Raw genomic sequence first — 25,369 nt, forward strand, 5'->3', positions numbered from 1 at the left:
ATTTGGTTTCCCTATTGTCTTTGGTATAGTTTAAGAAATATTGTTATGAATGGGAAGTTCAAAATTCTTTTTTCTGCCTGACCAAGTCCCGTTTACTTTTTTATCAAGAAATAACACTGTGTAGAAAGTGTGACTTCGATGTATAAAAGTGATACGGATTCGAGTACCGTAATTCGAGGTATACCATAGTATTTTGTATTGTGATAACGGGTCTGATGGTTGATGATTCCATAGACGCCCAAATATTTTTCTTGTACCCGACATTTTGAGATAAAATGCCAAATCCTCTTGGTCAATCATCGCTCCAGGAAGGATTGATGATTTCCAGTTTTCATTTAAAGAAAAGCCTTCTTCCGAAAATTTAAAATGTATAGGTACCCCGTTTGATTTGCCATAAAAAATATCATTAAAAATACTCCCTTTTAATTCTTTTTGTTCATATCCATAAGTCTGTAATTGAAGTATCAAGCTATCTCCGAAGTGCTCCCGAGAAATTACGTCGTATAGTTTTTTATCATACAACAAATGAACTCGACTCATTTTCATAAATGCAGTCAAATATGTATTGGAAGCTGGATTGTGAATATCAGTATCGTTGTACTTGGATTGTCTTGATGCATTGCATCCGAACGTAAGGAGAATAAGACTTAGTATTATAAACTTTATGTACTTTGAAATAATCATACTTTAAAATACGAGCTTAAAATTCCTGTATTTTGGATTATTGGTTTCATAAGGAAGTTATTGGTATGGATGGAAATTAACGCAACTACTTGGTGTTATTTACTCATCACCTGTAAATTCATAAAAGATAAAACCACCAGCTTATGCCAGTGGTTTTGTTATCGAGCAAACAATTTGGGGGATTAGTAGAAAAATTGTTCGCTCACAATTTTACCATTTTCTATTTTGTAAACTATAAGCTCGTCAAGGGGCCATTTATTCCCGTCTTTTAAAATAGCGGTCATTTTGTACGGAATTGCGATATAGTCTCTTGCAACTATAGCATCACCTACTTCCATACCCTCAGCACCAGCGAGGTTTTCCTGCATTGCTTTATCTTTTGCCTTAATAGCTTCTACACCCTTCACGTGTGCAAAATGCTCTGACTGCGGTTCTATATGTTCTGCATCTGGGTGAAACAATTCATCATACACGTCATTAAATTTACCTTCTCTTAATAGCGATACAAGTCTATTGGCTACTTCTTGATTTGTCATTTCTATGAATTTTAAAGTGATTAAACAGATTTGAATGTTTATTTTGTCTTAAGAACGGTAGCTTTTGGATACTTATCTTTAATTTCCTTGTATTTATCTGTGCCACCTGTCACGCGCTCACCCGTTTCGATATAGTGCTTTAAGCCCACAAGGGTTCCAGACATTTGTTTCTTAAAACCACCCTTGGCGATTGCCCCAAGAAAAGCTGGCTTGGTTCGAAACTGAAATTCATAAGATGCAGTTGAAGTACCATCACCATTATCCTTCACACGATAAAAGGCTTGGGAGTTGTCGAAGTTCAATGGAAGTTTTGCGCCGTCAAAAACTAGGTTCCTCATTACCATATTCTCTTGGTCAATATCCACGATACGCTCGTGTGACCATTGCGTACCTTTTTTATTAAAATTACACTTACGGGTGGCTCCCACTTTCCCTTTTAATGAACCATTTGTATATTCTGATGTGTAGATGTAAGGAGAAAAATTCGATATTTCTCCATAGTCCAATACCATTGCCTCCCATACACGCTCTGCAGGTGCGTCTATTTTGAGTTCTACCTTAACTGTTCTGAATTTTTTTTCCATACTCTGCGCTGTGGCCGTAGTACTTACTATGACTAACATCGCAATTGCCAAAATTGATTTCATTGTGATTCTCATTATTATTTATTTTTATTATTACCGTGTTTACGTTTTTCTTAAAATTTTAAAGGGATATTCTAGGTGTTCCTATTGGTAACTAAAGGCTGATTTGCCTAGATATTTTCTGTATAGTCCTATTTGACCAAACTCGTAGCCTAAATGGTGCATCTGAAAGGCAAACAAACCTCTCATAGTTTGTTCTGCTATCGGTAATGGAAAAGGAGCTTTACCGTTTAGTTGTTCTTCTGTCAATTTGCCTAATGCCTCTGAAATTTTCGGTGACAGCGTATCCCAGTCTTCGGTCATTTTACTTAGCGACGGATATTTCGCCTTTTCATCAAATGGCTTTCCAAAGCCGAATTGTTCAGCGTACGGATTTTCTGTGGCTTGACCTGTAAGCATTGCCAAATTATATTGTAGGTCTAGCGTATGGCCTACTATCCAAGCTAAACTATTGGCATTATTAATTCTCTTGTTAGCTTCTGCATCTGAGATGTCTGACAGATTTTTTGAGAATGTATTTGCGTGAACGTCATATTGAAGCTTTAGGGTCTTTGCGTCTAGACCTTTAGATACTTCTACTACGACTTCTTTTTCTATAGTTTGTGGTTTTTGCTCACCACAAGAAATCGAAGTTGCTGTAATTAAGGCCAGAACGATTCCTTTTGTGATTAATTTTTTCATCATATTTAAGGTATTAGTTATGCGGCTTTTTTGCCTTTTTTCTTGAAGTATTTTGCGTCCGATTTAATTTTGACGTCCGATTGTTTGCCAGTCTCGATATAGAATTTTAAATCTTCCAAGGTCTGGTATATGTCTTTTCGCATTTTTGGCTTAATCATCCAACCCATAAGTAAACCAGGGACAGTAGCCAAGGTTACATCCAGGTCCATTGTAACTTCTGATGTGTTGATGCTTTTTGGCTTAACTTTCCATTTAGCTGTTGCAGCTTTCATAATAAAGGGTGTATCATCGAGATGGTATTGTAGTTCCATTTTTTCTACATCTGCATTATCGATGATTTCACTTACATCGCCAAAAACTGTAGAACAGGTTCTTCCGATGTAGTCGCTGCCAGCGACTTCACGTTCTTTAGATTCATTTACGGTACTCGCCCAATGACAAGCATCCCCATAGTTTGTGTATAGCACTTCCCAAACTTTACTGGCAGGTGCATTTACTTGAAGGGTTTTGTTGATTTTCATTTGATATTCTTTTTACACTTTCTTGGAAGCATACATAGTATGGCTTTCAGTGCAGTTGTTTAAACTTAGATTCAGAAGATGGCCCAGTGTGACAACTTAAGCCGAGAAACCCCATTAGAAAATCTATTACAACCCAAAATCGCTTCAAAATCAATCGCTTCACTACTTTTTGCTCAATCGACGTAACGCTGCTATATTTCATTCACAAAAAGCTCGATTTTCTTGTGATTCCGAGTCTCATCAACAAGTTCCCATGTGACATCTCGGCAACAAAAAACCTGAACGATTGTTCAGGTTTTAGAGGCTTAGGTGTAACTGTAATACTGTTACCAAGCGATATAACTAGGTGCTTTAATCCCTTTCATTCTAAGAAGAACGATTGCCTGGGCTCTGTGATGTGTACAGTGATTAAAAACAATATTCATTATTTTTCTACGGCTCATCCGGCCAGCCCAAAAAGACGTGGTCTCTTCAAAATAAGAGGCGTCTTTAGCCGTTACCGCATCGCTTAAAACATCATATTGCTTTTTAAGATAAGAGATGACCTCATCCTTGTCATTTGTATTGGCGGGCTGTGGAACTGTCTCAAAATCAAAAGCAGAATTACCTATGTATGCCATTCCTTCACCAATATGCACCAGTTGTTCTCCAAAGGTCCGAATATCAGAAACCGGTTTATAACTATAATCCTTTTCAGGCATTTTTTTTGCCACGTCTATGGTGTACTCAAGACTATTTTTCCATTTCTTAAGAAACTCTTTTTTAAAGGTACTTTGTTGTGCGGTCATAGGCATCCAAGAGGTAAATAACAATGTGAGTATGGCAGATATTTGTTTGCTCAGGGCCATTAGTTCAGCTTCATTAAATTTTTGATATGGTCATCATTCACGATGTCTTCCAGAAAAGTCTTTTTATCAAAATCCTTTTTGTAAGGTAACTGCCCATAGAGTTCAGCATATTTATCATCAATAATCTCCATCATATCTTCTGTGTCGCCTTTAATTTCATTTTTAAATTTTGAAAACTCCGCGCGATTAAAAAGTAAATTCTTACTGTCGATGACTTTATTGTTCAGGGCAAAAGTTACCTTCTTATGGCATCGACAAGGATTTGCTTTATTGACAAGACCGCATTTCTCATTCATAAAACTGGTGATATCTTTTCTCGCCCTAGACAACCGTTGTCTAAAATTATCTTTTGAAATCCCAAGAATTTCTGACCCCAAATTATGGTCTGCATTGAACATTTCCCCTAGAATATAAACAAGTCGTTGTTCCCTAGTTAGGCAAAGCAACATCCCGCTCATACAGCTGTAGTTCATTTCTTTAATAAATTCCTTGTTTTCCTTTTGCTCTTGTTCAGTAAGTGGGTGGTCTGGCGTCATTTCAAGACCCTGTGCCATTTTATCAAAACTTTCAAAGACGGATTCATTTGGGCGTCGTTTAGACATTAAAAAATGATTGGCCACGATACGATATGCCCAAGTTCTAAAGGAGCTTTTGCCTTTAAACTGCGTAAGGTTGGTTATAATTTTTATGGTAGCCTCTTGAGTTAGGTCTTCGGCATCAGAAGGGTGACGCACCATTTTCCAAGCAATATTATAGATATACGGCTGATGTTTCAAGATAAGGTCTTCGAGCGACTTTTTGTTGCCATTTTGGGCTTCTTCGACCAATTGAATATCCGTCTTGTCGCTAGTGTATTCCTTTAAAAAAGGATTGTTCATAGTACTATTTTCTATTTAGATGCAGCTATTTGGAATGTGTGACAACTTTCAGGGAAATCATTTGTAAAATAAGTTGTCAACTTTCTTTCTTCAATTAATCTAAGTATCAATATATAGGAATTTAGAGCTACATCATATAGAATTACCTTATTTCCGTTTAAAATGAATCATACATCATTAAAAAGGCTACGACAGAACTAAAAGTTTTTATGACTGATAATTTTCGAATTAATTATGCTTGAGTAAAAACACGATGCTTGACTTCCTTTGCATATTTGAGATTAATTTCTACATTTCACTTTTCCGTTTTTGCAAAAGCTGTAAATTACTATTGTTCATTTCTCCAATTCATTTTGAATTTTCTCCAACTCTTTCACGCATTTCGGATTTTTTAAATCGTTCCAATAGAACCACTGTAGTTTTTCTTTCTCGCGAAGTTGTTCTGGTACACAAGACACATAAATTCCACAACGCACAATGTACATCAGTGCGCGGTTGCCTTTCTTTCCTATTAACGTGTTATGGCGTTCGTACAATTCTTCGGCACTTTGAAATTTTAGGTCGCTTATCGAGTTAATTCCAATACGCCATAAAATACTGGCTAGTTTATCGCCTACCCGCGGTAGGGTTTTTAACTCTTTGATGCCATCTTCACGATTCAAACTCATCAACTTACTTTCTTGAGTTCTTGTTTGGTAATCTTTCTTCCGGTTTTTAGATAATGATCCAAACCTTTTAGGAAACTTTCCGTGCCTTCGGTCATTTTCGGTTTAATCATAATGGGATTCATAATTTTGCCCATTAGTCCTTTTGTTTTATACTGAAATGTAAATGAAACGTTAGTTTTATTGTTTACTTCGGTCAATTCGATAACGCCACCCATATTCTTAATTGGTGGTAATTTGGCGCCGTCATAGATATCAATGACCATTTTTTTGTTGGGAACGTATTCCGTGATACGTTCTTCAAATGAGCCGAAAGGTGCAAGGTCGCAGTGCCGTTGCGCGCCAAGACCGGTTTTCTTATCCTTCGTCGTGCTATGGGAATCTTTTAATCCAGGATTCCAAAGGTGTATGTTATCAAAGTCATCCAATACTGCCCAAACTTCTTTCTTAGGAAAAGGTATAGTGCGTGTTACCGTTATTTTTTCCATCTATGCTTTTATTAAAAAATACCGTCCATTTCAAATGGACGGTATCCAGTGAACTATTACGCGTTAGCAAATTCAGCAAGGCTTACTGCAGCCATTTGATAAATACCCTCAATGTTTTTCTTTATTTCAGGGAATGCCGATTCATTTTCTTCAGAGATTTCAAAATCCACGTCCCAATGCATCGTGGTATTGTCTCCATTTTCTTTTAGCGTAATGGTACCTTCAATATCGCTTATGGGCATAAAATCTTGCTTGTCGATAGTGTATTTAAAGACTTTATTTGCTGCATCGGCCTGAATAGTTTCATATAAAGTGGCACCTTCTGGTGTGGTACAAACGCGTTTGTTACCCTCTACAGAACAGGTTTCAATAATAGGCATCCACTTATCCATATGGGTTCCTGGCTCCACTTTTGCCCATACCTTAGCTAATGGTGCATTGACTTGGTTTACAGTTTCAATTCTTTTTTTCATTGTCAAAAATTTAAATTAATTATATAGATTGGTCTATTTAATTGAATAGTAAAAAATATATTACCAGCCTAAATACGATGGTGGTTTTACGTTTTTCAGTCTTAAATAAACGACCAGTTGTCCTCTATGATGTGATAGATGATTGTCCATTACGTTGGCAATTTCATATCGCGTTCGTTTACCATACCATATATCGACTGTATCGTTGAGTCGATTATCGGTCATCTCTTGTAATTGTTCAATGAACGTATCGAAAAAATCTTCCAAGGCCGTTCTGATTAAATCCCTTGAGGTCAGTTTCGCTTTACCGCTGCGCTCTCCCGTTGGTCGTGAATCTCGCAAACTCGATTTCTCGAAAGCGTAATCGGTAACAAATCGGCTATGTGTGCGTAACCAACTTGTGATATGGCTCAATTGTGATTTGTAGCTCTTTACTTCTGATGAGGGCTTAAAATCAAAATCCTCGTCTGGTAACGCATCCACAAATTTTAAGGTATAGCGCTTATTACCTTTCCATTTTCTGACTAATTCCTCGTTTCTCATTAGGGTTTCAGCATTAATTCCAGTTGATTTTGAAAAGCTATGAGTGGTTCTTCGTGCAATCCTGATTTCATCAACACTAGCGCACCATTATACATCGCGAGCATAGCTATCGTTAAACTTCTAGCATCTTGTGCTGTTGAAACCGTACCATCGTTTTGTCCTTCCACAATGCAGACCTGAAAGACATCGATGAAATTTTCAAAGTTAGTAGAGCAAGCTTCGGTCAATTTTGGGTTGATTTGCCCAACTTCCTGGCTCATTCCCACGAGCAAACAACCCCATTTGAAATTGTCTCGTTTGTAGCCTTGAACGAATATATCGAACAGATGAATCAGCCTCTTTCTGGGATTTAACCTCTTATCACGCAGTAATTCCTTCATATAATCAGTACTCCATACGCCATAATAATCCAGAACCTGGGCACCAAAATCATCCTTGTCCTTAAAAAAATTGTAGAAAGAGCCTCTTGATATTCCAGCCGATTTTAGAATTTCGTTCGTTCCCGTATTGTGGTATCCATTGAGACGGAAAAGCTCCATTCCCGCTTTCAAAACATCATCTTTACTATGCTTTACATTCATAATATTTCAATTAGACCAATCAATCTACTTACAAAGATGTAATATTTACTTCAATTAGACAAATCAATCTAATCAATTTATTTATTCAATATTGTCACAGGTTTCATTATTCTGAATCTAAAGGGTATAATCTTTAAAATTCAAAACGAGATGAAACGATTAAAAAATGTAATGGTCATTGCGATAGCCCTATTTGGGTTTAACCAAATGAACGCACAAAACCCAGATGCAAAAATCACCAACACCTTAGTGGTTGAAGCTTCAGCAGATGATGTTTGGGAAGTATTGAGAGAGCTCGACAATATTGATGAACTTTCCAGTTTAGTATCAAAAGTTCAGTATACTGGCGACAAAGCTGCTGGTGGAACAAGAGTTTGCACGTCTCCTGACGGACAAGGAAAGTTTAAGGAAAGTATTCTTGCCTTTGATGATGCTGGCAGAACGTACACCTATGCAGTTGTTGAAGGAATTCCAGCTTCTGGTGTGGTTAACAATTTCAAAGTAGTTGATTTAGGGTACAAGAAATCAATGATTGTTTGGACGTCTACTTATGAGAAATTTATGAAGAATCCACAGATGAACGAAGAGCAGTTTAATGGCTTTTTAAATATGGCTTCAAAGGAAATGATGGGTAATGTTGCAAAAATGGCTTCAAAATAATACCAAGCCTACCATTTAAGTAATTAAAGGGTTGTGCTAATCGTACAACCCTTATTAAAAATTACAAAATGAAGTTTAGAATTGCAGTGATAGTAATGACATTGATTCTTTCGGGACGGTTGTTTAGTCAACCGGACACTGAAAATGACAAACTATCTTCCTTTACCATCGATAGTGATGTTCTTTCTGAAAGCATTTCGATTACGGTATATAATGCATTTTCAACTGATACGGTTTCGGACATCATTTACATCACAGATGGACAGAAAATGATTGAAAATGGTGCTTTGGATACGATAAAGGCACTTACCAAGGAAGAGAAAATTCCAAAGGCTACATATGTGTTTGTAAGTACCATTGATGCCCGAACAAAAGAGGATAAACGCAATACCTATTTTTTCTGTAATGCCGATTACATTCGGTTTTTTGAAGAAGAGTTGGTCCCTTATATCGAAGCTCAGCTTTCGCTAAAAGCAGAAAATAGAAGTTTAATCGGTATTTCTTTTGGTGGATTAAATGCTGCCTATTTTTCAGGAAAGACCGATTTGTTTCAGAACTACGCCTTGCTCTCGCCAATTACCTATCCTTGCAATGACGCGCTTATAGCTATCGCATTTTCAGAAAACAAAAACCTGAATATCCTAATTTCAACAGGAAAGAATGATGCTGAAAATTACGTAACACCGCTGACCAACCTTTACAAATCAAAAGGATATACGGTGAAAAACATTACGACTGACGGTGCTCACGATTTTGAAAATTGGAACCATCAATTAGAAGAAGTTTTGAATTTCTTAATTCAGAAAAAATGAAAGTATCACAGCTCATTCCTATAATCATTCTAAGTATACAGACAATGTCTTGTCAAAATAACAAATCCATAAATCCAGATTCAGAGATGTTAATCAATAGCATACCACGTAGCGAGTACAATACGAATATGGCATATTATACTGCTAAAGCTTTACCAGGCAATTCGCTTGAAGAGATGTTGAGCAATACAACTACCGAGATGATAGCATTTATCGGTGCCATCCCTGAAGACAAAATCGATTATGCCTATGGTCCTTTTAAATGGACGGTTGGTGAAGTATTACAACATATTATTTCCTACGAAGAAATAATGCTTGAAGTCGCGCTCTTGAATGCAGGTGTCATTTCAGAAAAAAAACATACTGTTTATTATAACCAAAATACTACTATTGCTGGCGCCAACGGTAAAAGTAAGAGCGATTTGCTAGCCAAATTTAATAGCGTACGTCAAAAAACAGAAAATGCCTTTAATTCATTAACGGACGAACAGCAAAAACGAATGGGTATCTTAGATGGAAATATGACTTCGGTCAGGGTTATTGCATTCTGTATTTCAGGCCATCAAACGCATCATTTTAATGTAATCAGAGAGCGATATTTAGATTAGCTATCGTTGTACTGTTGTTAAGCCTTCCAACCTAAAATAGTTTGGCTCAACGTTTCATCTCGAAATAACGTGGGCGATTTTCCGTACTGCTTTTTAAAGGATTTGGTAAAATAAGCAGGGTCATTAAATCCGCAATCATAAGCAATTTCAGCTATGGTGGCTTTGGATTTTCTGATGAGTAAATCACTTGCTTTCTTTAACCGTTTGGCCATTATGTATCTAGAAAACGTGGTATCGAACTCGGTTTTAAATTTTCGCTTGAACGTAGAAGCACTCATATTTGCTATCGATGCCATTTCATCGAGCGACAGGTCTTCTAAAAAATTGGCGTCGACCATTTGCTTCAAGGTATATTTCTCTTTTCTAAAAAGCGAAGAGAGTAGCTCGATAATCGGGTTGGGATTTCGGCTGTTAATCAGTAACAAGGTAAGTTCTTTGATTTTCAGTCGTATCAGTTCTTCGGTGGCTAGTTCTTGGTTATCAAAATAAAAGAAGAGCCCGTCCAAGTATTTTGAGAGCAACACATCCAACTCGACAACCGCATTCGTTGGTCCAACCTCCGCTTTGTTATGTATTGTAGGTACTGGTGTGGATTCCAGCACTTTTTGCATAAGTTCAGGATGCAGTCTTAATATGACGACCTCGCTTACTTTTTTTTCATCGATGCCTTCCCATTTGTTCACATAGGTACCACACTTCATAAGTACGCCTTGGTCACTCGACACCTCAGTTTTGCCGTCTGCACGATAGAGATTGCCCTTGGTCTGAATGGGAAATATAAAACAGGCCATATTATCTAAATCAGCTGCAGCAATCAATGGAGGCGTAAAGGTGAAATGACTGATAATGGCCTTACCACCTAATTCCAAATGTCGTTGTGTTAAAATCACAGTCTTACTTATATAAATGCTTAATCTCCTTCCACTTTTCTTCGTCAACAACTTCCCCAGTTTTGGCATGATAATCAATACCATAGGCATATTTCTGAAATGCCTTTCGCATACTACCTTTGGCAAAACCCTTAAGAAAACGCGGTTTAGTAAGATAGTTAAAACGAATTTTTAAAAGTGTCTTATCCTTTGAAATTTCAACGGCGTCCATATTGACCCAGGTATATTCCACATTCAGGGGAAATCCTTCTTTGTTGACCACCTCAATGGTGATATGGTGGTTCTCTGGGTCGTATTTTGCTATCTCATTGACAAAGTATTTGTTATCGCGCTTATCCGTCATATACATGATACGCTTCGCACCAACTTCAGCAGTATCAAACCCTTCTGCCCATTCAGAATGGGGACAATCTGGATTACTATCAGAGATTTTAGCGAAGTCTTCCCCAATGATACTCCATACCTTATCAACCGGTGCCGCTATTTCTTGCTCAACTTCAACGGTCACCACTTTCTTGCGCATTCTAGCATCTTTCTTCGCAACTTTTTCATTTGACGCAATTTTATCAGGATGCAGTTCACCGGTCTCGACATAATGCTTCAGCTCCCGGGCCATACTTTCAAGTGCCTTTCGCGTGGCGCCTTTTATAATACCTTTCATCATACCACCCATAATGCCAGTGGCACGCATCGTAGTTTTTCCTTTGATCAATGTGCCGTCAGCGGTTTCCTCCAATGTCCATACATTGATAGCGTCTTTTACAAAGCCAGGTAGACCATCGGCAAGCTCATAGCGTATCAAATGATTTTCAGCATCATACTCTAAGATTTGCTCTTTTGTGTCGTCAAAACCAGCGGCGGTAATTTCGCAAGCTCTTATAGTATGGTCTGAGCCACCTATGGGCTCTCCAAAACCTTGCGAGTGCGATACACCCGACGACCATTTGCCAATACCTGCCCAGTCTTCTGCCAGTACGGCCCATACGTCATTTATGGGCGCATTGATGACCGCTTCTGCCGTTGCGACGACATTAGGTTTTTTGTCTTTGTCTGCAGCTTGTACTGTGCCTATTTTTGGCACAAAAGCTGAAAATAAGATAAGTGCAAGGAGCAATGCCCCATTTTTTTTGATTTCTTTCATTTCTATTTCTTTTTGGATTTTTACTTCTTCTTTTTTCTATTGTATTTCACAATCGCCTTAACCTTATTTGGGTGCGGCTCTCCATTTTCAGCATAATGCTTTAGTTCTTCGCACATCGCAACAAGTACTTTTTGTGTGCTTCTGGTCATAAAGCCTTTCATCATCGCACCCATAATGCCCGTTGCCCGCATTTCGGTATGAGCTTTTACGAGGGTGGTAGTATCATTTTTCGGGAATAATTGCCAAGTGTTGTAGGCATCTTTTACAAAACCGGGCAAACCGTGGAAAAGGGTGTATTTTAGAAGATAGCCCCCTTTGTCGTAAATAACGATGCGCTCTTTGGTATCGCTGAAACCTGTAGCACTGATTTTACACGCTCTTTCTGAACAGCTGCTACCATTGATGGGAGCACCAGAACCTTCGGACGCATCAACCCCTGATGCCCATTTGCCAATGTCCGCAAATTCTACCGCCAGTAATTGCCATATTTTTTCTATGGGTACATTAATATTGATTCCTGTAGAAGCCCTTATGTTCGATTTTTTTTTACTCATCACTATTTGGTTTAATCGATTCCTAAAATTAGAGCTTGTATTAGGGAAAGGATATGATTATTGGATCATTGAACTGGATAAAAGGATCAATAATATTTCGCCTCGATTACTAAAAGGACAATTTTGGCATAACAAAGTGAACGCAACAACTCTAAGATAGGATTGATGCTTCTACTGCAAATGGGCGAAGCATCAATCCATTTATTTTAGGTGCGACCTGTTCTTCGATGGAAGATTCTTGATCATATAAGTAAGGCAAAAGAATAGGCAGCTATAAAAGTTGCTATAATTCTAAATGTCAGATTGGAACAAACTTTTCTCTTGGTAAAGAAAGCCAAGACAGTTGGCTCCATTTTAGAAATAGACTATTTTATCAAATGAGGTAAAAAATCAGAACTCAAAAAGTGTATGATAAAAAAGTGAACCTTGTGCAAGGTCAGAATTTGTATCTTGTATTTGATACTTTTCGCATAGCACCAACAACAATTTTGTATGGTACGTAAAGTGTTCACGATATGCAACGACTAAAGACCTGGGTATTGAAGAAAGGATAAATAAGACCGGTCGCTCACAATAATACAAAGAACAATTTATGCCTTGGACCAAACGTATCGAACTTAGAGACGAAAGTGATGAACGGGTAATACCAAAGTGACTTTATTACTTATGGAATTTCTTGTTATCTTCATTAAAAATGAATGAAAACAAAGGTCCTAAGTTAAACAATGTTGCCTCTTTTAGGTCAAGGATAGCGAAGCAACTTACACCTTGACTTCTCAAAAGATGGAATTTTGGAAAGCGCAAAATAACCGCTCACCATTAATACTAAAGAAGCTGCTTAAAAATGATATATAAAATTCAGAGTGAATGGGTAACAAAAGTCTCTTTAGTAGCTATTGTTTTAATCTTCGGTTCCATTGATCTACTTGGTCAAACAGAGACAAAAAAGATAGACAGTCTTAAACGGATTCTATTACATAAAATACCCGATTCCACACGTATAATCACCTATGACTTACTGAGCAAGAATTATTATCCAGAAAAGTTGGATAGCTCAAAAGTCTACGCAGAAAAGTTAAACGCTCTAAGCGAGCGGAAAAGCTCTGACTTAGGCAAGGCAAAATACCATAAACGCATCGGTAATATTGAAATATATCTTGGTAAATACGAACTGGCGCAAAAAAGCTATGAAAAAGGGCTTGCTTATGCAAAAAAGAGTAAGGATAAATATGCTATAGCAACCATTACCGTTAACCTGGTCATAAATGCCATTAAAATGGTAGAGCCTGAGAACGCCATTGCTATCGGACTACCACTTTTAGACTATATGCGGGATAACGAAATAAGTGATAGATACAAGAGTATAGCCACACGATGGATAGGGGACGCATATCTGATGTTGGAAAAGAAGAAAAAGGCCATTGATTTTTATAACAAGGCCATAGAATTCAAACGAAAACCAGAGGAAAAAGTAACGCTGTATGTCAACAATGCCATTATGTTGTGCAACACAGCAGATTATGAAAATACCCTCAAGTTTCTATATCCAGTACTGGAAATTATAGAGAAACAAAATATAGAAAATATATATTCAATTCTCGCCTATAAAACCCTAGGAGGAGTATACAACAAAATGGAGATGTACGAAAAAGCTTTAGAATCCTATGACATGGCATATGAAATTTCTATGAAAACAGGCATTGATACACCTATTGAAAATACCATATATCATAAAGGAATGATGCTGCAAAAGTTGAATAGGCACCTAGAGGCACGGGAGGCCTTTCTCTCAGCACTGGAAATAGCGCGAAAAGAAAAGAATCTTCCAAATGCAAACACATGTCTTAATGCGTTAGGATACAGTTATTTAAGAGAAAATAATTATTCAGAAGCGTTGTACTACCTTAAAGAAGCGGTAACGGTTGCCGAAGAACAAAAAGATAATGTCTTGGTCATCGATTCCTATACCAGTTTGGGGCAGGGGTATTTAGAAGCGAACAATATACCGGAGGCTAAGAAAGCCTTTGAGAAGGGTAGGGATGTTTTTTCAAAAGCAAAATATATCTCGCCGGTCATAGAAAGCATGTCCGTATATCATCAATCAATGGCCTTCATCGATTCTGTGGAGGGCAACTATTATAAAAGCTTGTACCATTACAAAAAATATATTGCAATCAAAGACTCCTCCAATACTCTGAAGGTCAAACAAACAATAGCGAACTTGGAAATGGCTTTTGAGACCGAGAAAAAAGACAAGGAAATAAAAGTACTTTCCGCAAACAATGAGATTCAGAAATTGAAGGTCGAAAAGGAAAAAAATATCAGGATGGTACTTGGTAGTGCAGGAATATTGGCATTGTTATTCTTAGGAATTACTTACAACAAGTATCGCACAAAAAAAAATGCGCTTGCAATTATAAGCGAACAGAAGATGGATATTGAGGAAAAGAACAATGAAAATAAATTATTGATCAAAGAGATACACCATAGGGTCAAGAACAATCTACAGATTATACTAAGCCTATTGAGTTCAGGAACAAATAAATCGGAAAAAGATACAGAAACCACCCAAGTTATCTTGGAAAGTAAGAATCGTATAAAATCAATGGCACTTATCCATCAAAAACTCTACAGTACCAATAATTTTATTAAGGTGAATTCGGTGGACTATTTTAAGGATTTGATCGCTCATATCAAACACTCTTATTCAGATGATATCTCTTTTGAGACAAACATTGAGAACAGTGAAATTAAGATGGATTTAGCGGTTCCTTTGGGTCTTATTGTGAACGAGCTCATTACAAATGCTTATAAGTACGCTTTTGAGGGTGAGCAAGAAGCACGTGTCGTGACCATCAATTTTAGCAATAGCCCACAAAGTGACATGTACAAATTGGAAGTAATCGATAATGGCAATGGGCTTCCCGAGAATTTCAATATACAATTGTCTGAATCTTTTGGACTACAGATGGTCAGTGGCCTGGTCGACCAATTACAGGGAAGATTGAACTATTCCAATAACAATGGTGCAGGCTTTGAAATTTACCTGAAAGATTTAACGACGGCTTAAATTGTTATTTTACATCCGTAGGGATATTTGAAATCCGGGCCTTCAATAAACTACATGATACAACAATAAAGAACTATTCGTTTTTACTACCAGACTATAATAGAAAGATACCATACTAGTAAGGTATGACGCACTACTCGATAGGTAAAGGTGAGAGGAGAAAAAGATACAATTATCGGGTCAATGAATAGGATTAAAGAACTACTAAAGTTTAATGAAAAATTAAACTATGCTTTAAGTGTATGCCTATTTGCTATGAACCATTCTAGCTTATCCAGTGAGGCAATGAGCCCTTTCGTAAACTGACGTTTGCCTATGGTCGCCATCAATAATTTTTGCCAAATACCGCTGGTAATATAAAACTGTTCCACCCGAAGTTTGGCAAGCCCTTCATTGATAGCTTCAATAATATAAAACTGATACAGCTTTTCGACCGGTGGGGGATCTGTGGTAAGTTCACCATAGACGAGTTGATGTATTGGCACATCTTTTACGACGGTTGTAAAATTGAAGTGCTTTCCATTGATAACACATACGTGTGCCGTGCCACCACGGGTAACTTCATTTTCATCGAAAACGAATTCCTCTACCCCTTCTACCCATAAATGTCGATATCGATAATTGGTAATCACTTCAAAAAGTTCGTATCCATCAACCTTCATTTCCCGTTCCGTAAAAAAATCGGGAGGTCTATTCGTGATAACGACTTCTGGGGTTTCAAAGCCGAGAAGACTTAACTTGGCAACTTCTATTTCGGCATAAAGAAAAGAAACTTTTTTACCATCGTATCGCTCTTCATCTTCGTAAAAATGGAATAATTTACTTTGATAGGATGATTTCAAACCTATCTCATCTGAAAGCGATTTACTTATCAGGATATAATTATCGCTTTTTATGGTATTCTTCAATAGTCGATGGGCCTGTATTACGGTTTCGCCAAAGGGTTTTCGATTGCCTTGCACGGTCATGAACTGAAGTTCCCCACAGTGCAATACGATCTTGAGCTCTAGATTGGGGGCCGAGGCACAGGCATTACACGGACAGATCCGATTGGTCTCCATCATTTTTAAATGACTGTAAAAGGCAGTGTACATGGTCTCTACTTGGGCCAAGAGTTTTTCTTGTGAGGGAATTTTTCCCTCTTTATAAAAAAACAAGGCATCCCCTTCAACTTCGGCAAGACGTAGAGACTGCGTATTGGCACTTATAAGTACTTCCAACAACTCTGCGATAACATGTTCACTATGTTCTTTTTCAGTGGTTTGTACGAAATGGGTGAATCCTGAAATATCTGGAATAAAAAGCAATGATTTTGCTAAAGCCATTTTTCTAACCGGTATTTGAATTCATGAAAACGTCTGGATGCCGCTACGCGTATTTGTTTTTTTAGAACAACCTTCCGTGCTAATCCCCATAAAAAGAACTTTGTAGTCGTCTTATATTTTATGGTACTTCGTATAAATGTACGATTTCCCATGTTAGCAGTGCTATTTAGTTGAATACTGAGGGAGATATGGGACAACTCTTTTGGCCAAGCCATCGTATTCAGTTCCGCATAGTGGAAATACCCATGCATCGAATGGGAAAAAACCGAAATAGCACCTTGATCTTTATAGACCAAAAAACCTTCCCTAATGGCATCTTGAACAATGTTCACAGGTCTTTCAATACTATTGAAAAGGGTAATCGTACCCATCTCAAAAGAACCTTGAAATTCGTAATCGTAGAAAACTATCATCCTGAAAATTGGATAGTATCAGTTCAGAGTTTTCAATATCACTGAAAACCCTAGCTTCAATTTCGGCCGTCCAGCTACTACCAAAACGCCTTGAGGCCTCAACACTGAAAATGGTACTCGACTGTTCCAGGTCTTTTATGCCACCAAGAAGTATCGAAGTGTCTTGAATATCGTTAAAGGCTATTCTACTTCCGAAAAACACATCATTTTGAAGTGCCGTCAAAGCAAGTTCATCGCGTTCATCGTAGAGGTATTCCCCCAAAAGGCCAATATCAAGTCCGTTGCCATCGATATTGCTGAAAGTGAATTCAAGACCAGCCACCAATGCCAAAAAGTCTTGTGCATCCGCATTACGATAAATGGATTCCAATTTCCACAAAAAAGCATTGTGGGTTATTTGTACATCCAATCCGGTCTGATTGATTACCGGATAAAATGCATTGATCCCCCCAGTCGGTGTAAACACGAAAAGCGGTTCCCTGCCATTACCATAAAAATGTGACAGGCCAATGTCAAAAGCACCCAAGAAATATTTCCAACGTATGGCGACATCTTGTCGCCACTGTTCCGCACCACTTTCATAGTTCAAATCATCATTGTCAATAACGGTTCCAAAGCGCAATCGCCCTTCATCACCTGCAAAGGTACGTTTGCGATGATAGGGCAAATAAAAAAAGTCAAAGGTTCCCCAATCATCGGTTATCCAACTGAATTGTACCATAGGTTGCCCGAGCTTATCCTCACCATCAAAACTTTCTACGGCATCGGTTTGGTTGATGATATCGACAAGATGGTTACTTTCAGCAACGCCCCAATAGACTTTTCGGAGCCCTATGCTTAATTCCCAATTATTTTTGGCTTTTTGATAGTATAATTCCCGAATATCCCAACGTGTTCTGGCCTCATCCTTATCTACACGGGCAAATCCTTTAAAGTTTATGCTTTCGTAACCTTTATTCCATTCGGCGGAATACTCGGGTCTTATGGCAATTGATGGATAATGGTCTTGCTGACCTTGAAACTGCCCCTTGTTGTAGAAATAGCGGTATTCACCTTCCAATTCGACTTCGACATCGTGTATGACCTTTTGGGGTACTTTCGATTGTGCCCCTACGAAAGTATGGGCAACTAGCATGAATAAAACAAAAATCGTATTTCTCATTGTCATCGTTCTATCAAAGCATCATACCAAATACCCTATGAACGGCGGGTGAAGTTGTCTTTGATTTTTTGGATTACCCCACCAAGTTTCATGGGGTGGCAGATACAATCTTAATCTTTGGTCAAAAAAACTGGCGATTCTCAAATCATCATTTATGCTACAACTATCGCCAGTTTCCAACAACCAATCATTAATCCGTCCAATTCTAATTTCCAGCCCTTTTGAGGGCCACCTGGGAAAAATCATCGTCGGTAAGGGAAACGTCGAAATCGTAATTGCTGAATTCTAAAATGGTTTCCTTATTGCTTTGATGATTTACCATATTGAAGGTATCTGCCCTCCAAAACTTGCCTTTATACAATTGATAGCCACTATAGGTCAATGTTTTGAGTAAGGCATTTTTGCGATCGTAAAATTCGATTTTTTCAATGCGGTATCCCTTGTCTTTATTGTAGGTCACCAATCGCCTGGTATACCCTGATTTAGGGTCTACCGGATCTTGTTCAACTATGAGGTTACTACCCTCTTCAGCTATGAATTTATAGGTGTACTTTTCAACTTCTTGCGAAGAAAGGTCTTCATAGGCGAATTCACTGCCCACGAACGGACCTGACTTGTTGTTCGATGAAATACGTTTCACCCGTGCAATTGAAGGTAGGTATAGCCACTGGTCATCACTCCCTTCTTTATGCGTAAAGGTCAAGGTCGCCGTACCTTTTACATCTTTAGGACTATTGAACACAATAAGCGATTTATCACCATCTTCGGTCAACTCCAAAGTATTTGTTTCAAGAAAACGCTCACTGGTCTGACCGTTCTTATTTTTTAAGGTCATTTTTAGTTCTACCGTACTACTTCCAAATCCTAAATCAGCTTCTTCGGCCGCTTTGGCAATTTGCAGACCTCTTTCTTCTGCAGTTTGGCCAAAAGCCAGGGAAGCCGTAAGGGCCAGTATACCTATTATAATCTTTGTCTTCATTGTTCTATTTATTTTATTGTTTTTCGTATTCAGTTTTTTGCCCTTAATGGGGTGTCAGATTCTTTTTTACTTACCAAAATGAGTAAAGAGGGAAGAAGGATAAAATCTATGACCAAGGCCGCTATGATGATGATCAAGGTGATCCTCGCCATATAGCTATTCAATGCAAAGGGTGATGTGGAAAGGATTCCGAAGCCGGCCACCAACACGATGGTGGTGGTAACCAATGCTTTACCAACAGTCTCGAAAGCGTAGACCACGGCCTCTTTGGCATCATACCCCAACTCCCTTCGCGCTCGTAAAAATTTGCTCATAAAGTGTACGGTATCATCTACGATAATCCCTAAGGTCATACCAAAAACAATGACCATACCGGTATTGATCTCTCCTTTGTAAAGCCACCAAAGTCCGAAACCTACTACCACAGGGGCAACATTCGGAATAATACTTAGTAGCCCTAATTTGAAATTACGTAACGCGATCATCAAGATTATTGAGATGAGCAGTAAGGCCACTATATTGCCATTGAACATACTATCGGCTTGACGAAACCCTAACTTCGAGAACATGAGGGTCGGACTCACCCCTATGGAATGCATGGGCTCTGGGGTATTTTCTTCAAGCCATTTCTCGGCCCTTTCGGTGAAAGCGATCATTTCAACACTAGAGGAGTTCTCTAAAGTGGCCGTAACCCGTGTTTCAGATTTATCGACATTGATCTGGTTGTTCAAATCAAGGCCAAACGGTAATGATAGCTCATAGAGCAAAAGATACTGCGCGGCCTTATCCCTACTATCCGGAATACGGTAATAGCTTTCATTATCACCGTGCATGGACCTATTCACCCTACGTGCCACTTCACTAAAGGCATTGGTATGCACTACTTCGGGTTGTTCGTTGAGCCAATCTTCGAATTCATTAAGTTTATTGAGGTATTCCGGATTGTTTATACCTCCGCTTTCGCCACTGCCCACCGAGAATTCCACATTATAGAACCCAGTAAGGTTTTCGTTGATAAAGTCGCTATCTTGCCTGAACTTCACCGTTGTATCGAAGTACTCCACAAACTCATCGTTGAATACATTGAACGTAGCCAGATAGGTAAGAACACCTATCAAAGCCAAAGATATTACGGATAGCCTCACGGGTTGCCCTACCACCCAATGTCCGAAACGGGTGTACCAAGATATCCTTAAAGCTTTCGTACTATTCCGAGCCTTTTTTCTTTTCCAAAGTGGTAAGATGGCCATAAGTGCCGGTAGAAAAGTAGTAGAGAACAAAAATGCCATCGTCATGCCAAAGGCAACGATATTCCCTAGATCCCAGAAGGGGGGTACGTCACCAAAATTCATGGTCAAGAAGCCGATAACCGTGGTCAAACTGGTAATAAAGACAGGCATAAAATTGAGTCGGATACTCTCAACCAAAGCTCCTTTTTTATCATAGCCTTCGTGCCTCGCTTTTTGCAGATAAGTAATGAGAATATGTATACTGTCCGCCACTGCCAAGGTCAGGATCATTGTGGGGAATACGGAGGAAGGTGGTGTCAATTTAATACCCATTAAACCGATAAATCCAAGAGCGGACATTGCCGAGAACATGAAAACGAGCATTGTTGCCAGCATCGCAAAAATGTTTCGTGTAAGCAAAAAGGTCAGCAATAAGACCACGAGTACCATTAAGCCCACAAGGGCAAATCCTTTTTCGGAATATTCAAAAAAGGCGGTGTTCAAAGGCACTAAGCCTGTAGTATAAACATCGAAGTTCGGATGGTTTTCTTGAAAGTCCGCTACCATTTTTCGGGTAGCCGAGGTCACCTCAGGAATTTCCAATGCGCTATCTTCACCCGGTAACCTTACGGTAATATTGATTGCGGTAACACTACCTTCTTCATTGATAATGCGGTGTACAAGTAATGGCTCTTTTAAAGCTTTTCTTCGAATATCGGCGATTTCGGCATCTGTTTTTGAAGCTGATTCATAAGACAGATCATCAACGTACAAATCATCACCTACTGCACTGGTATGCTGAAAATTAGTGATGGCATCTACACGTGAGGAATAAGGGGTGTTCCAGGCTTCGGCGGTCAGTGCTTCAATGGCTACTAAATTTTCCCTAGTAAATACATTACCGTTTTTTGGAGCGAGAACTAGAACGATATTATCGTCTTTGGTATATTTATCTTGAAGGGCATCAAATGCCTCTAGTTCTGGATTGGTCTCACTGAAAAAGACGTGGTAATCACCGTCAAATTGCATTTTTCCCTGTGATGCAAGGCCCATGGCAAGAATAATCGATAAGACCAGAACGGGCCATCTGAATCTTATCACGAACTTTGCCCATCGTGTGGCAAAAGTCGGTTTGTTATGAATATTTGTCTCTTTCATTTGATATTAGGTTAGGTTAATAATTTCCTTTTTCAAAGACACCCAAAAATGAAAATTAGGCGATGGTTTCTATTGGTGAAAAGGCTCAAATAGTTGGATTATTGGGTATTAAAGACCATTTCTATCGTACGTTTTAGATTCAGAATTCGGTACGGTGTGACAACATGACCTCGAATATTCCATAGTTTAAATTTCAATTATAATTTTTCCCTTCTGCAGGTTGGAAGCCATGTAAGTGTAAGCATCTTGCACCTGTTCCAAATGGAATGTCTTGTCTAACACAGGACGATATTCTTTGGATTCAAAACCTTGAATAAGGTCTTTTCGCATTTGTTCAAATCGTCCTTCGATTTCCAGGGTCTGAAAAACATAGTGTAATCCTTGTATCGAAACCCCTTTAATGAGCAAAGGAAAAAGGGGGAACGAGGGGGTTGGATTAAGTGCCAAAGCCCCGTACACGACTATCTTCGCTTCGAAACCTGCTGTTTCGATAAGTTGCCCCATAAAATCAGAATCGGCGATAGCATCCATAGTGATGTGAAAGCCTTTTCCTTGAGTATACCCCTGTACAGTTTCAACAAAGTTTTCTTCTTCGGTCGCGATTACCAAATCTGCCCCAAGCCCTTTAAGAAACCCCTTTTTCTCACTTGTTCTAGTGGTTGCTATCACTTTCGCGCCATAGCGTTTTGCCATTTGAATACCAGCGGTACCCACACCCGAACTGGCTGCTGAGATTACTACGGTTTGATTCATCCCTTTTTCGAGACCACCTCGAAGTACTAGATTGGCATAAGCCGTTCCATAGGTCATCCATACCGCTGCGGCTTCTTTAAACGAAAGGTTTTTAGGTTTCTTGATTACCGCCTTAATGGGGGCAAGTACGTATTCCCCTAAAAAACCATATTCGGTCGGGGCAATGTTGGGGGTAAGGCAAACTTCATCACCTGCCTTAAAGCCCTCAACACCTGAACCAACTTTTTCTACCACACCCGAAGCTTCCAGCCCCAATAGTGAGGGGGAGTTGGGCTGAAACAGGTACTGTCCCTGAAAGAAAAGTTCTTCGGCGCGATTCAATCCTGCAAATTTTATTTTTACCACCAACTCATTTTCTCCAGGTATAGGAATCTCACGTTCCGCCAGATAAAGCACCTCGGCCCTACCTATCTCTTTGAATTCCACTCTTTTCATTTGTTGTTTTGATGAAAGGTTTTGATGTACCAATTTGTTATGCCTTGACCTATCTCATGAGGATGTGTTTCTTGTATATAATGCTTCCCTTTTCCCAGGTCTATAGCCGTTAGGTTTTTCCAAGTAGCCTTGATCTGTTTTGCCTCTTTTGGCTTGATGATCATACCGGGCTTCACATGAAACATTAGTTTTGGCACTTCTGAATCTGGTAGATAAGCATTGTAGGCATTAATAATAGCCGTACTAGACTCAGGTACCCCGCTTATGGCAATTTGCGAAGGCCATACAAATAAGGGTTTGCGGTGTTCTTCTTTTAAATAGGGAGCGCGATAGTGCTCCATTTCTTCTTTGGTCAATTTTCGACCGGTCATCATCGGTAAAAAACGATTGACAAAGAAGTGGTTTTTTACTATCATCTTATACCCCTTCTTAGGATGACGGAATCTTTTGAAGATAAAACGCTCGATCAAATTGGCATCACTCCAAGTAATAGACCTAACGATAGCTTCTAAGAAAACGATGCCCGATACCTTTTCGCGAAAGCGATTCGCATAATGAAAACCAATGCCCGAACCCCAATCTTGAATGACAAAAATGATGTTCTTGAGTTGCTTTTTCTCAATAAAAGCATCCATATAAACAATATGGTCGATAAACGTGTAATCTATGTCAGGTTTTCCAGACTTACCCATGCCTATGAGGTCAGGAGCAATGACACGTCCTAATGGCGAAAGATGGGGGATGATATTTCGCCATAAATATGAGGACGTGGGATTTCCGTGTAATAGCAAGAAAGTGTGTTCTGCACTTTTATCACCTTCATCTACATAGTGGATTGAAGACTCTAAGACTTCCAAATGGTTGGATTTAAATGGAAAGTCTGCCGATATCCCTGTTTTCTTTGCCATGGTCTATTCCCCTAATTTGTTAAACCCTATTCGTGCTACATCGTCAAGCGGATAGAGCAGTTCTTTATCGAAGGAATCAAACTTGTAATTGCTTAAGGCAAAACTGTACACTTTATTTTCTAGTTTTTTAGGGCCTTTGAGTTGTATCTGTACATTGCTCGGTAAGTAAGCCCCTATACTGGTTTTTTTACGTTCGTACCTTGCAGTAGCATGTTGCATTCCCTTTGGCATCGGCAGGAAAAAATCATTAATAGTGACTTCTAAAAGGTCAATATGTTTAGTGGTAGGATTGATGTACACCAAAAATCGATCAAACTGTTTATTGGGCTCCTCTGAACCCCAAGTGACATAGACGGTTTCATAAGTTTGCCCTTCTATTTCTTTCTGACCGGCATATCGTATAATTTCCGCATCGGGCAAATGCATGGGGGCCTCCATTAGATAATGATAGGTAGCCAACCCCCAGATATAGCGGTCGTGTTCGTGTCTTTTGAGATAATCACTACCTACTTCTTGTTTATATCCCTCCCAAGATTGAACCCCTTGAATGACGCCTTCTTTTCTTCCTTCTTTATACTCTACCTGGCCATCAAAACTATTGGTTGCCAAGCGAAGCTTTAGCTCTTTATTGTTATTACCGGGAAAAGCATTCATGGGCATCAATAGCCAGATTCCCTTCCAATCGAATTCCGCATCGGCCTCATACACTTTGGTCGCTGAAAGTTTATCATAGCCCATCGCCGTTTTGGCTTCGATCAAGAGGTCTTTTCCTTTTTGTTCTGCTTTGGTGATGCTGTTTGTCTTTAAAGCATCTGTTCGCAAATCAACTGATTTACAAGAAATAGCAGTGCTTCCAATCAATAGGGTGGTAACTAGTAAAAAGAGAATTTGTTTCATAATAAATAATTAGACTGTTCTGTTTAATTTAATTTTAAATTTTTTTAAGTTGAAATGAATTTGAAGGTAATCTCGAACCAGATATCCATATAAACCCTATTTCTAGTGACCTTCGTTCTTGAGAGAACACCATAAAATCCAGCATGTAAATACTCTGCAAGTTCTAATGCAGAGAATTCAATGGTGATTTCATTTGCTTCTTGACCTTTTTCTATAACAGTGGCCAATACGTTAAGCCATCCGACAAAATGTGTATTGGCCTCTGAACCGATGATATCGTTTTGGCGCCCAACCTCAACACTCATGTTATTGACCAAGCACCCTCCCGAATATTCATCTTCTTCATTGAGGTTCATCATCATGGCGTAAAACGATTTTAAACATTCAATAGGAGAAAGGGTACAATCTTCAAAGAAGTCCCTCATCCAACAGGTATTGGTTTCGCCATATTGGCGAATAACTTGTTGTGCAAAATCTTGTTTTGATTCAAAAAAATTATAAAAAGAGCCTTTAGGAATGCCTGATTCCTTTAAAATTTGATTGATCCCAACATTGTGGTAGCCGTTTCTTCTAAAAACGTCATATCCAACATTAAGAATATCTTCCCTGTTGTATTTATAACCCATGACAATGCGAATATACAAAAAATACTGAATTAGACTAATTGGTTTAATTTTATTGCGATGAAATTTTACAAGTAGCCAAAATGGACAATCGTTATGCCCATTATTATTTAAAACAACGCTGGTGCAACTTAAGATTTGTCTTTAATGGGGATAAGGATGCATAAATTCAATAGATACCATTTCTAACGAAAGGAAGTCCTCAAAAGC

The 25,369-nt window shown here is 38.7% G+C and carries 28 protein-coding genes; 4 read left to right on the plus strand and 24 right to left on the minus strand.

Annotated elements, in window-relative coordinates; genetic code table 11:
• Window positions 1-30 precede the first annotated feature (30 nt).
• The 12 genes from AACM45_RS09135 to AACM45_RS09190 all read right to left on the minus strand — a co-directional run bounded on the left by AACM45_RS09135 (window position 31) and on the right by AACM45_RS09190 (window position 7,542).
• Window positions 31-540: a hypothetical protein gene (locus AACM45_RS09135; protein ID WP_339142205.1), complete on the minus strand. Its 510-nt coding sequence runs from the start codon at window positions 538-540 to the stop codon at window positions 31-33.
• A 326-nt stretch (window positions 541-866) separates the two neighbouring features.
• Window positions 867-1,220, minus strand: a complete 354-nt coding sequence (locus tag AACM45_RS09140; RefSeq protein ID WP_339142207.1) for a nuclear transport factor 2 family protein — start codon at window positions 1,218-1,220, stop codon at window positions 867-869.
• 38 nt (window positions 1,221-1,258) lie between these two features.
• Entirely contained in the window at window positions 1,259-1,879 is a 621-nt protein-coding gene (locus tag AACM45_RS09145; RefSeq protein WP_339142209.1) for an SRPBCC family protein, read from the minus strand.
• Between the two features lie 69 nt (window positions 1,880-1,948).
• Window positions 1,949-2,548, minus strand: a complete 600-nt coding sequence (locus tag AACM45_RS09150; RefSeq protein WP_339142211.1) for a DinB family protein — start codon at window positions 2,546-2,548, stop codon at window positions 1,949-1,951.
• Between the two features lie 14 nt (window positions 2,549-2,562).
• Entirely contained in the window at window positions 2,563-3,066 is a 504-nt protein-coding gene (locus tag AACM45_RS09155; protein WP_339142213.1) for an SRPBCC family protein, read from the minus strand.
• 326 nt (window positions 3,067-3,392) lie between these two features.
• Window positions 3,393-3,914, minus strand: coding sequence for a DinB family protein (locus tag AACM45_RS09160; protein ID WP_339142215.1), 522 nt, complete (start codon window positions 3,912-3,914; stop codon window positions 3,393-3,395).
• On the minus strand, window positions 3,914-4,792 hold the full coding sequence (locus AACM45_RS09165; protein WP_339142217.1) for an RNA polymerase sigma factor: 879 nt from the start codon (window positions 4,790-4,792) through the stop codon (window positions 3,914-3,916). The genes AACM45_RS09160 and AACM45_RS09165 overlap by 1 nt, the downstream gene beginning before the upstream one ends.
• A gap of 335 nt (window positions 4,793-5,127) precedes the next feature.
• Complete coding sequence (locus AACM45_RS09170; RefSeq protein WP_339142219.1) at window positions 5,128-5,460, minus strand: helix-hairpin-helix domain-containing protein; 333 nt, start codon at window positions 5,458-5,460, stop codon at window positions 5,128-5,130.
• A complete protein-coding gene (locus AACM45_RS09175) occupies window positions 5,460-5,945 on the minus strand; it encodes an SRPBCC family protein (RefSeq protein ID WP_339142220.1) in 486 nt (161 codons plus the stop codon). Before AACM45_RS09175 ends, AACM45_RS09170 begins: the two co-directional genes overlap by 1 nt.
• Before the next feature lie 56 nt (window positions 5,946-6,001).
• Window positions 6,002-6,418, minus strand: coding sequence for an SRPBCC family protein (locus tag AACM45_RS09180; protein ID WP_339142221.1), 417 nt, complete (start codon window positions 6,416-6,418; stop codon window positions 6,002-6,004).
• A 60-nt stretch (window positions 6,419-6,478) separates the two neighbouring features.
• Window positions 6,479-6,961 (minus strand): DinB family protein, encoded by a 483-nt coding sequence (locus tag AACM45_RS09185; RefSeq protein WP_339142222.1) that lies wholly within the window; start codon window positions 6,959-6,961, stop codon window positions 6,479-6,481.
• Window positions 6,961-7,542: a TetR/AcrR family transcriptional regulator gene (locus AACM45_RS09190; RefSeq protein ID WP_339142224.1), complete on the minus strand. Its 582-nt coding sequence runs from the start codon at window positions 7,540-7,542 to the stop codon at window positions 6,961-6,963. Before AACM45_RS09190 ends, AACM45_RS09185 begins: the two co-directional genes overlap by 1 nt.
• A gap of 150 nt (window positions 7,543-7,692) precedes the next feature.
• Here AACM45_RS09190 and AACM45_RS09195 point away from each other — a divergent pair, with 150 nt between their 5' ends.
• The 3 genes from AACM45_RS09195 to AACM45_RS09205 all read left to right on the plus strand — a co-directional run bounded on the left by AACM45_RS09195 (window position 7,693) and on the right by AACM45_RS09205 (window position 9,622).
• Window positions 7,693-8,202 carry an SRPBCC family protein gene (locus AACM45_RS09195; protein WP_339142225.1) on the plus strand — a complete coding sequence of 170 codons (510 nt, stop codon included), beginning with the start codon at window positions 7,693-7,695 and terminating at the stop codon, window positions 8,200-8,202.
• A gap of 68 nt (window positions 8,203-8,270) precedes the next feature.
• Window positions 8,271-9,014: an alpha/beta hydrolase gene (locus AACM45_RS09200; protein ID WP_339142226.1), complete on the plus strand. Its 744-nt coding sequence runs from the start codon at window positions 8,271-8,273 to the stop codon at window positions 9,012-9,014.
• Window positions 9,015-9,058: 44 nt separating this feature from the next.
• Complete coding sequence (locus tag AACM45_RS09205) at window positions 9,059-9,622, plus strand: DinB family protein (RefSeq protein WP_339142227.1); 564 nt, start codon at window positions 9,059-9,061, stop codon at window positions 9,620-9,622.
• Window positions 9,623-9,639: 17 nt separating this feature from the next.
• On the opposite strand, the gene AACM45_RS09210 is transcribed toward AACM45_RS09205, so the two are convergent.
• From AACM45_RS09210 to AACM45_RS09220, 3 genes are read right to left on the minus strand one after another with little or no spacing between them, the layout of a single operon-like run.
• The gene (locus tag AACM45_RS09210) at window positions 9,640-10,563 is read right to left on the minus strand and encodes a helix-turn-helix domain-containing protein (protein ID WP_339142228.1); all 924 of its coding nucleotides are present in this window, start codon (window positions 10,561-10,563) and stop codon (window positions 9,640-9,642) included.
• Window positions 10,517-11,653 (minus strand): SRPBCC family protein, encoded by a 1,137-nt coding sequence (locus tag AACM45_RS09215; RefSeq protein WP_339142230.1) that lies wholly within the window; start codon window positions 11,651-11,653, stop codon window positions 10,517-10,519. The genes AACM45_RS09210 and AACM45_RS09215 overlap by 47 nt, the downstream gene beginning before the upstream one ends.
• A 20-nt stretch (window positions 11,654-11,673) precedes the next feature.
• Entirely contained in the window at window positions 11,674-12,207 is a 534-nt protein-coding gene (locus AACM45_RS09220) for an SRPBCC family protein (protein WP_339142231.1), read from the minus strand.
• Window positions 12,208-13,051: 844 nt separating this feature from the next.
• Between AACM45_RS09220 and AACM45_RS09225 the strand changes: the two genes are divergently transcribed.
• Entirely contained in the window at window positions 13,052-15,277 is a 2,226-nt protein-coding gene (locus AACM45_RS09225; protein ID WP_339142233.1) for a tetratricopeptide repeat protein, read from the plus strand.
• Between the two features lie 227 nt (window positions 15,278-15,504).
• Here AACM45_RS09225 and AACM45_RS09230 read toward each other — a convergent pair whose 3' ends face one another.
• From AACM45_RS09230 to AACM45_RS09270, 9 genes are all read right to left on the minus strand, one after another.
• Entirely contained in the window at window positions 15,505-16,602 is a 1,098-nt protein-coding gene (locus AACM45_RS09230) for a DUF2652 domain-containing protein (protein ID WP_339142235.1), read from the minus strand.
• Complete coding sequence (locus AACM45_RS09235; RefSeq protein WP_339142236.1) at window positions 16,593-17,015, minus strand: hypothetical protein; 423 nt, start codon at window positions 17,013-17,015, stop codon at window positions 16,593-16,595. Before AACM45_RS09235 ends, AACM45_RS09230 begins: the two co-directional genes overlap by 10 nt.
• On the minus strand, window positions 16,975-18,177 hold the full coding sequence (locus AACM45_RS09240; RefSeq protein WP_339142238.1) for a hypothetical protein: 1,203 nt from the start codon (window positions 18,175-18,177) through the stop codon (window positions 16,975-16,977). Before AACM45_RS09240 ends, AACM45_RS09235 begins: the two co-directional genes overlap by 41 nt.
• Before the next feature lie 205 nt (window positions 18,178-18,382).
• Window positions 18,383-19,156: an outer membrane lipoprotein-sorting protein gene (locus AACM45_RS09245; RefSeq protein WP_339142239.1), complete on the minus strand. Its 774-nt coding sequence runs from the start codon at window positions 19,154-19,156 to the stop codon at window positions 18,383-18,385.
• A gap of 29 nt (window positions 19,157-19,185) precedes the next feature.
• Window positions 19,186-21,543: an efflux RND transporter permease subunit gene (locus tag AACM45_RS09250; protein WP_339142240.1), complete on the minus strand. Its 2,358-nt coding sequence runs from the start codon at window positions 21,541-21,543 to the stop codon at window positions 19,186-19,188.
• Between the two features lie 186 nt (window positions 21,544-21,729).
• A complete protein-coding gene (locus AACM45_RS09255) occupies window positions 21,730-22,731 on the minus strand; it encodes a zinc-dependent alcohol dehydrogenase family protein (RefSeq protein WP_339142242.1) in 1,002 nt (333 codons plus the stop codon).
• Window positions 22,728-23,639 (minus strand): haloalkane dehalogenase, encoded by a 912-nt coding sequence (locus tag AACM45_RS09260; RefSeq protein ID WP_339142243.1) that lies wholly within the window; start codon window positions 23,637-23,639, stop codon window positions 22,728-22,730. The genes AACM45_RS09255 and AACM45_RS09260 overlap by 4 nt, the downstream gene beginning before the upstream one ends.
• A 3-nt stretch (window positions 23,640-23,642) precedes the next feature.
• The gene (locus AACM45_RS09265) at window positions 23,643-24,536 is read right to left on the minus strand and encodes a hypothetical protein (RefSeq protein WP_339142244.1); all 894 of its coding nucleotides are present in this window, start codon (window positions 24,534-24,536) and stop codon (window positions 23,643-23,645) included.
• Window positions 24,537-24,580: 44 nt separating this feature from the next.
• Entirely contained in the window at window positions 24,581-25,162 is a 582-nt protein-coding gene (locus AACM45_RS09270; protein WP_339142245.1) for a TetR/AcrR family transcriptional regulator, read from the minus strand.
• Between the last annotated feature and the right edge of the window lie 207 nt (window positions 25,163-25,369).

Origin of the sequence: Croceitalea sp. MTPC5 (assembly GCF_036985505.1) — a bacterium.
Classification (GTDB): domain Bacteria; phylum Bacteroidota; class Bacteroidia; order Flavobacteriales; family Flavobacteriaceae; genus Croceitalea.

Excerpts from the sequence above, each read along its gene's own strand:
- AACM45_RS09135 (WP_339142205.1), bottom strand. The coding sequence starts at position 540 with ATGAGTCGAGTTCATTTGTTGTATGATAAAAAACTATACGACGTAATT.
- AACM45_RS09140 (WP_339142207.1), bottom strand. The coding sequence starts at position 1,220 with ATGACAAATCAAGAAGTAGCCAATAGACTTGTATCGCTATTAAGAGAA.
- AACM45_RS09145 (WP_339142209.1), bottom strand. The coding sequence starts at position 1,879 with ATGAGAATCACAATGAAATCAATTTTGGCAATTGCGATGTTAGTCATA.
- AACM45_RS09150 (WP_339142211.1), bottom strand. The coding sequence starts at position 2,548 with ATGATGAAAAAATTAATCACAAAAGGAATCGTTCTGGCCTTAATTACA.
- AACM45_RS09155 (WP_339142213.1), bottom strand. The coding sequence starts at position 3,066 with ATGAAAATCAACAAAACCCTTCAAGTAAATGCACCTGCCAGTAAAGTT.
- AACM45_RS09160 (WP_339142215.1), bottom strand. The coding sequence starts at position 3,914 with ATGGCCCTGAGCAAACAAATATCTGCCATACTCACATTGTTATTTACC.
- AACM45_RS09165 (WP_339142217.1), bottom strand. The coding sequence starts at position 4,792 with ATGAACAATCCTTTTTTAAAGGAATACACTAGCGACAAGACGGATATT.
- AACM45_RS09170 (WP_339142219.1), bottom strand. The coding sequence starts at position 5,460 with ATGAGTTTGAATCGTGAAGATGGCATCAAAGAGTTAAAAACCCTACCG.
- AACM45_RS09175 (WP_339142220.1), bottom strand. The coding sequence starts at position 5,945 with ATGGAAAAAATAACGGTAACACGCACTATACCTTTTCCTAAGAAAGAA.
- AACM45_RS09180 (WP_339142221.1), bottom strand. The coding sequence starts at position 6,418 with ATGAAAAAAAGAATTGAAACTGTAAACCAAGTCAATGCACCATTAGCT.
- AACM45_RS09185 (WP_339142222.1), bottom strand. The coding sequence starts at position 6,961 with ATGAGAAACGAGGAATTAGTCAGAAAATGGAAAGGTAATAAGCGCTAT.
- AACM45_RS09190 (WP_339142224.1), bottom strand. The coding sequence starts at position 7,542 with ATGAATGTAAAGCATAGTAAAGATGATGTTTTGAAAGCGGGAATGGAG.
- AACM45_RS09195 (WP_339142225.1), top strand. The coding sequence starts at position 7,693 with ATGAAACGATTAAAAAATGTAATGGTCATTGCGATAGCCCTATTTGGG.
- AACM45_RS09200 (WP_339142226.1), top strand. The coding sequence starts at position 8,271 with ATGAAGTTTAGAATTGCAGTGATAGTAATGACATTGATTCTTTCGGGA.
- AACM45_RS09205 (WP_339142227.1), top strand. The coding sequence starts at position 9,059 with ATGTCTTGTCAAAATAACAAATCCATAAATCCAGATTCAGAGATGTTA.
- AACM45_RS09215 (WP_339142230.1), bottom strand. The coding sequence starts at position 11,653 with ATGAAAGAAATCAAAAAAAATGGGGCATTGCTCCTTGCACTTATCTTA.
- AACM45_RS09220 (WP_339142231.1), bottom strand. The coding sequence starts at position 12,207 with ATGAGTAAAAAAAAATCGAACATAAGGGCTTCTACAGGAATCAATATT.
- AACM45_RS09225 (WP_339142233.1), top strand. The coding sequence starts at position 13,052 with ATGATATATAAAATTCAGAGTGAATGGGTAACAAAAGTCTCTTTAGTA.
- AACM45_RS09230 (WP_339142235.1), bottom strand. The coding sequence starts at position 16,602 with ATGGCTTTAGCAAAATCATTGCTTTTTATTCCAGATATTTCAGGATTC.
- AACM45_RS09235 (WP_339142236.1), bottom strand. The coding sequence starts at position 17,015 with ATGATAGTTTTCTACGATTACGAATTTCAAGGTTCTTTTGAGATGGGT.
- AACM45_RS09240 (WP_339142238.1), bottom strand. The coding sequence starts at position 18,177 with ATGAGAAATACGATTTTTGTTTTATTCATGCTAGTTGCCCATACTTTC.
- AACM45_RS09245 (WP_339142239.1), bottom strand. The coding sequence starts at position 19,156 with ATGAAGACAAAGATTATAATAGGTATACTGGCCCTTACGGCTTCCCTG.
- AACM45_RS09250 (WP_339142240.1), bottom strand. The coding sequence starts at position 21,543 with ATGAAAGAGACAAATATTCATAACAAACCGACTTTTGCCACACGATGG.
- AACM45_RS09255 (WP_339142242.1), bottom strand. The coding sequence starts at position 22,731 with ATGAAAAGAGTGGAATTCAAAGAGATAGGTAGGGCCGAGGTGCTTTAT.
- AACM45_RS09260 (WP_339142243.1), bottom strand. The coding sequence starts at position 23,639 with ATGGCAAAGAAAACAGGGATATCGGCAGACTTTCCATTTAAATCCAAC.
- AACM45_RS09265 (WP_339142244.1), bottom strand. The coding sequence starts at position 24,536 with ATGAAACAAATTCTCTTTTTACTAGTTACCACCCTATTGATTGGAAGC.
- AACM45_RS09270 (WP_339142245.1), bottom strand. The coding sequence starts at position 25,162 with ATGGGTTATAAATACAACAGGGAAGATATTCTTAATGTTGGATATGAC.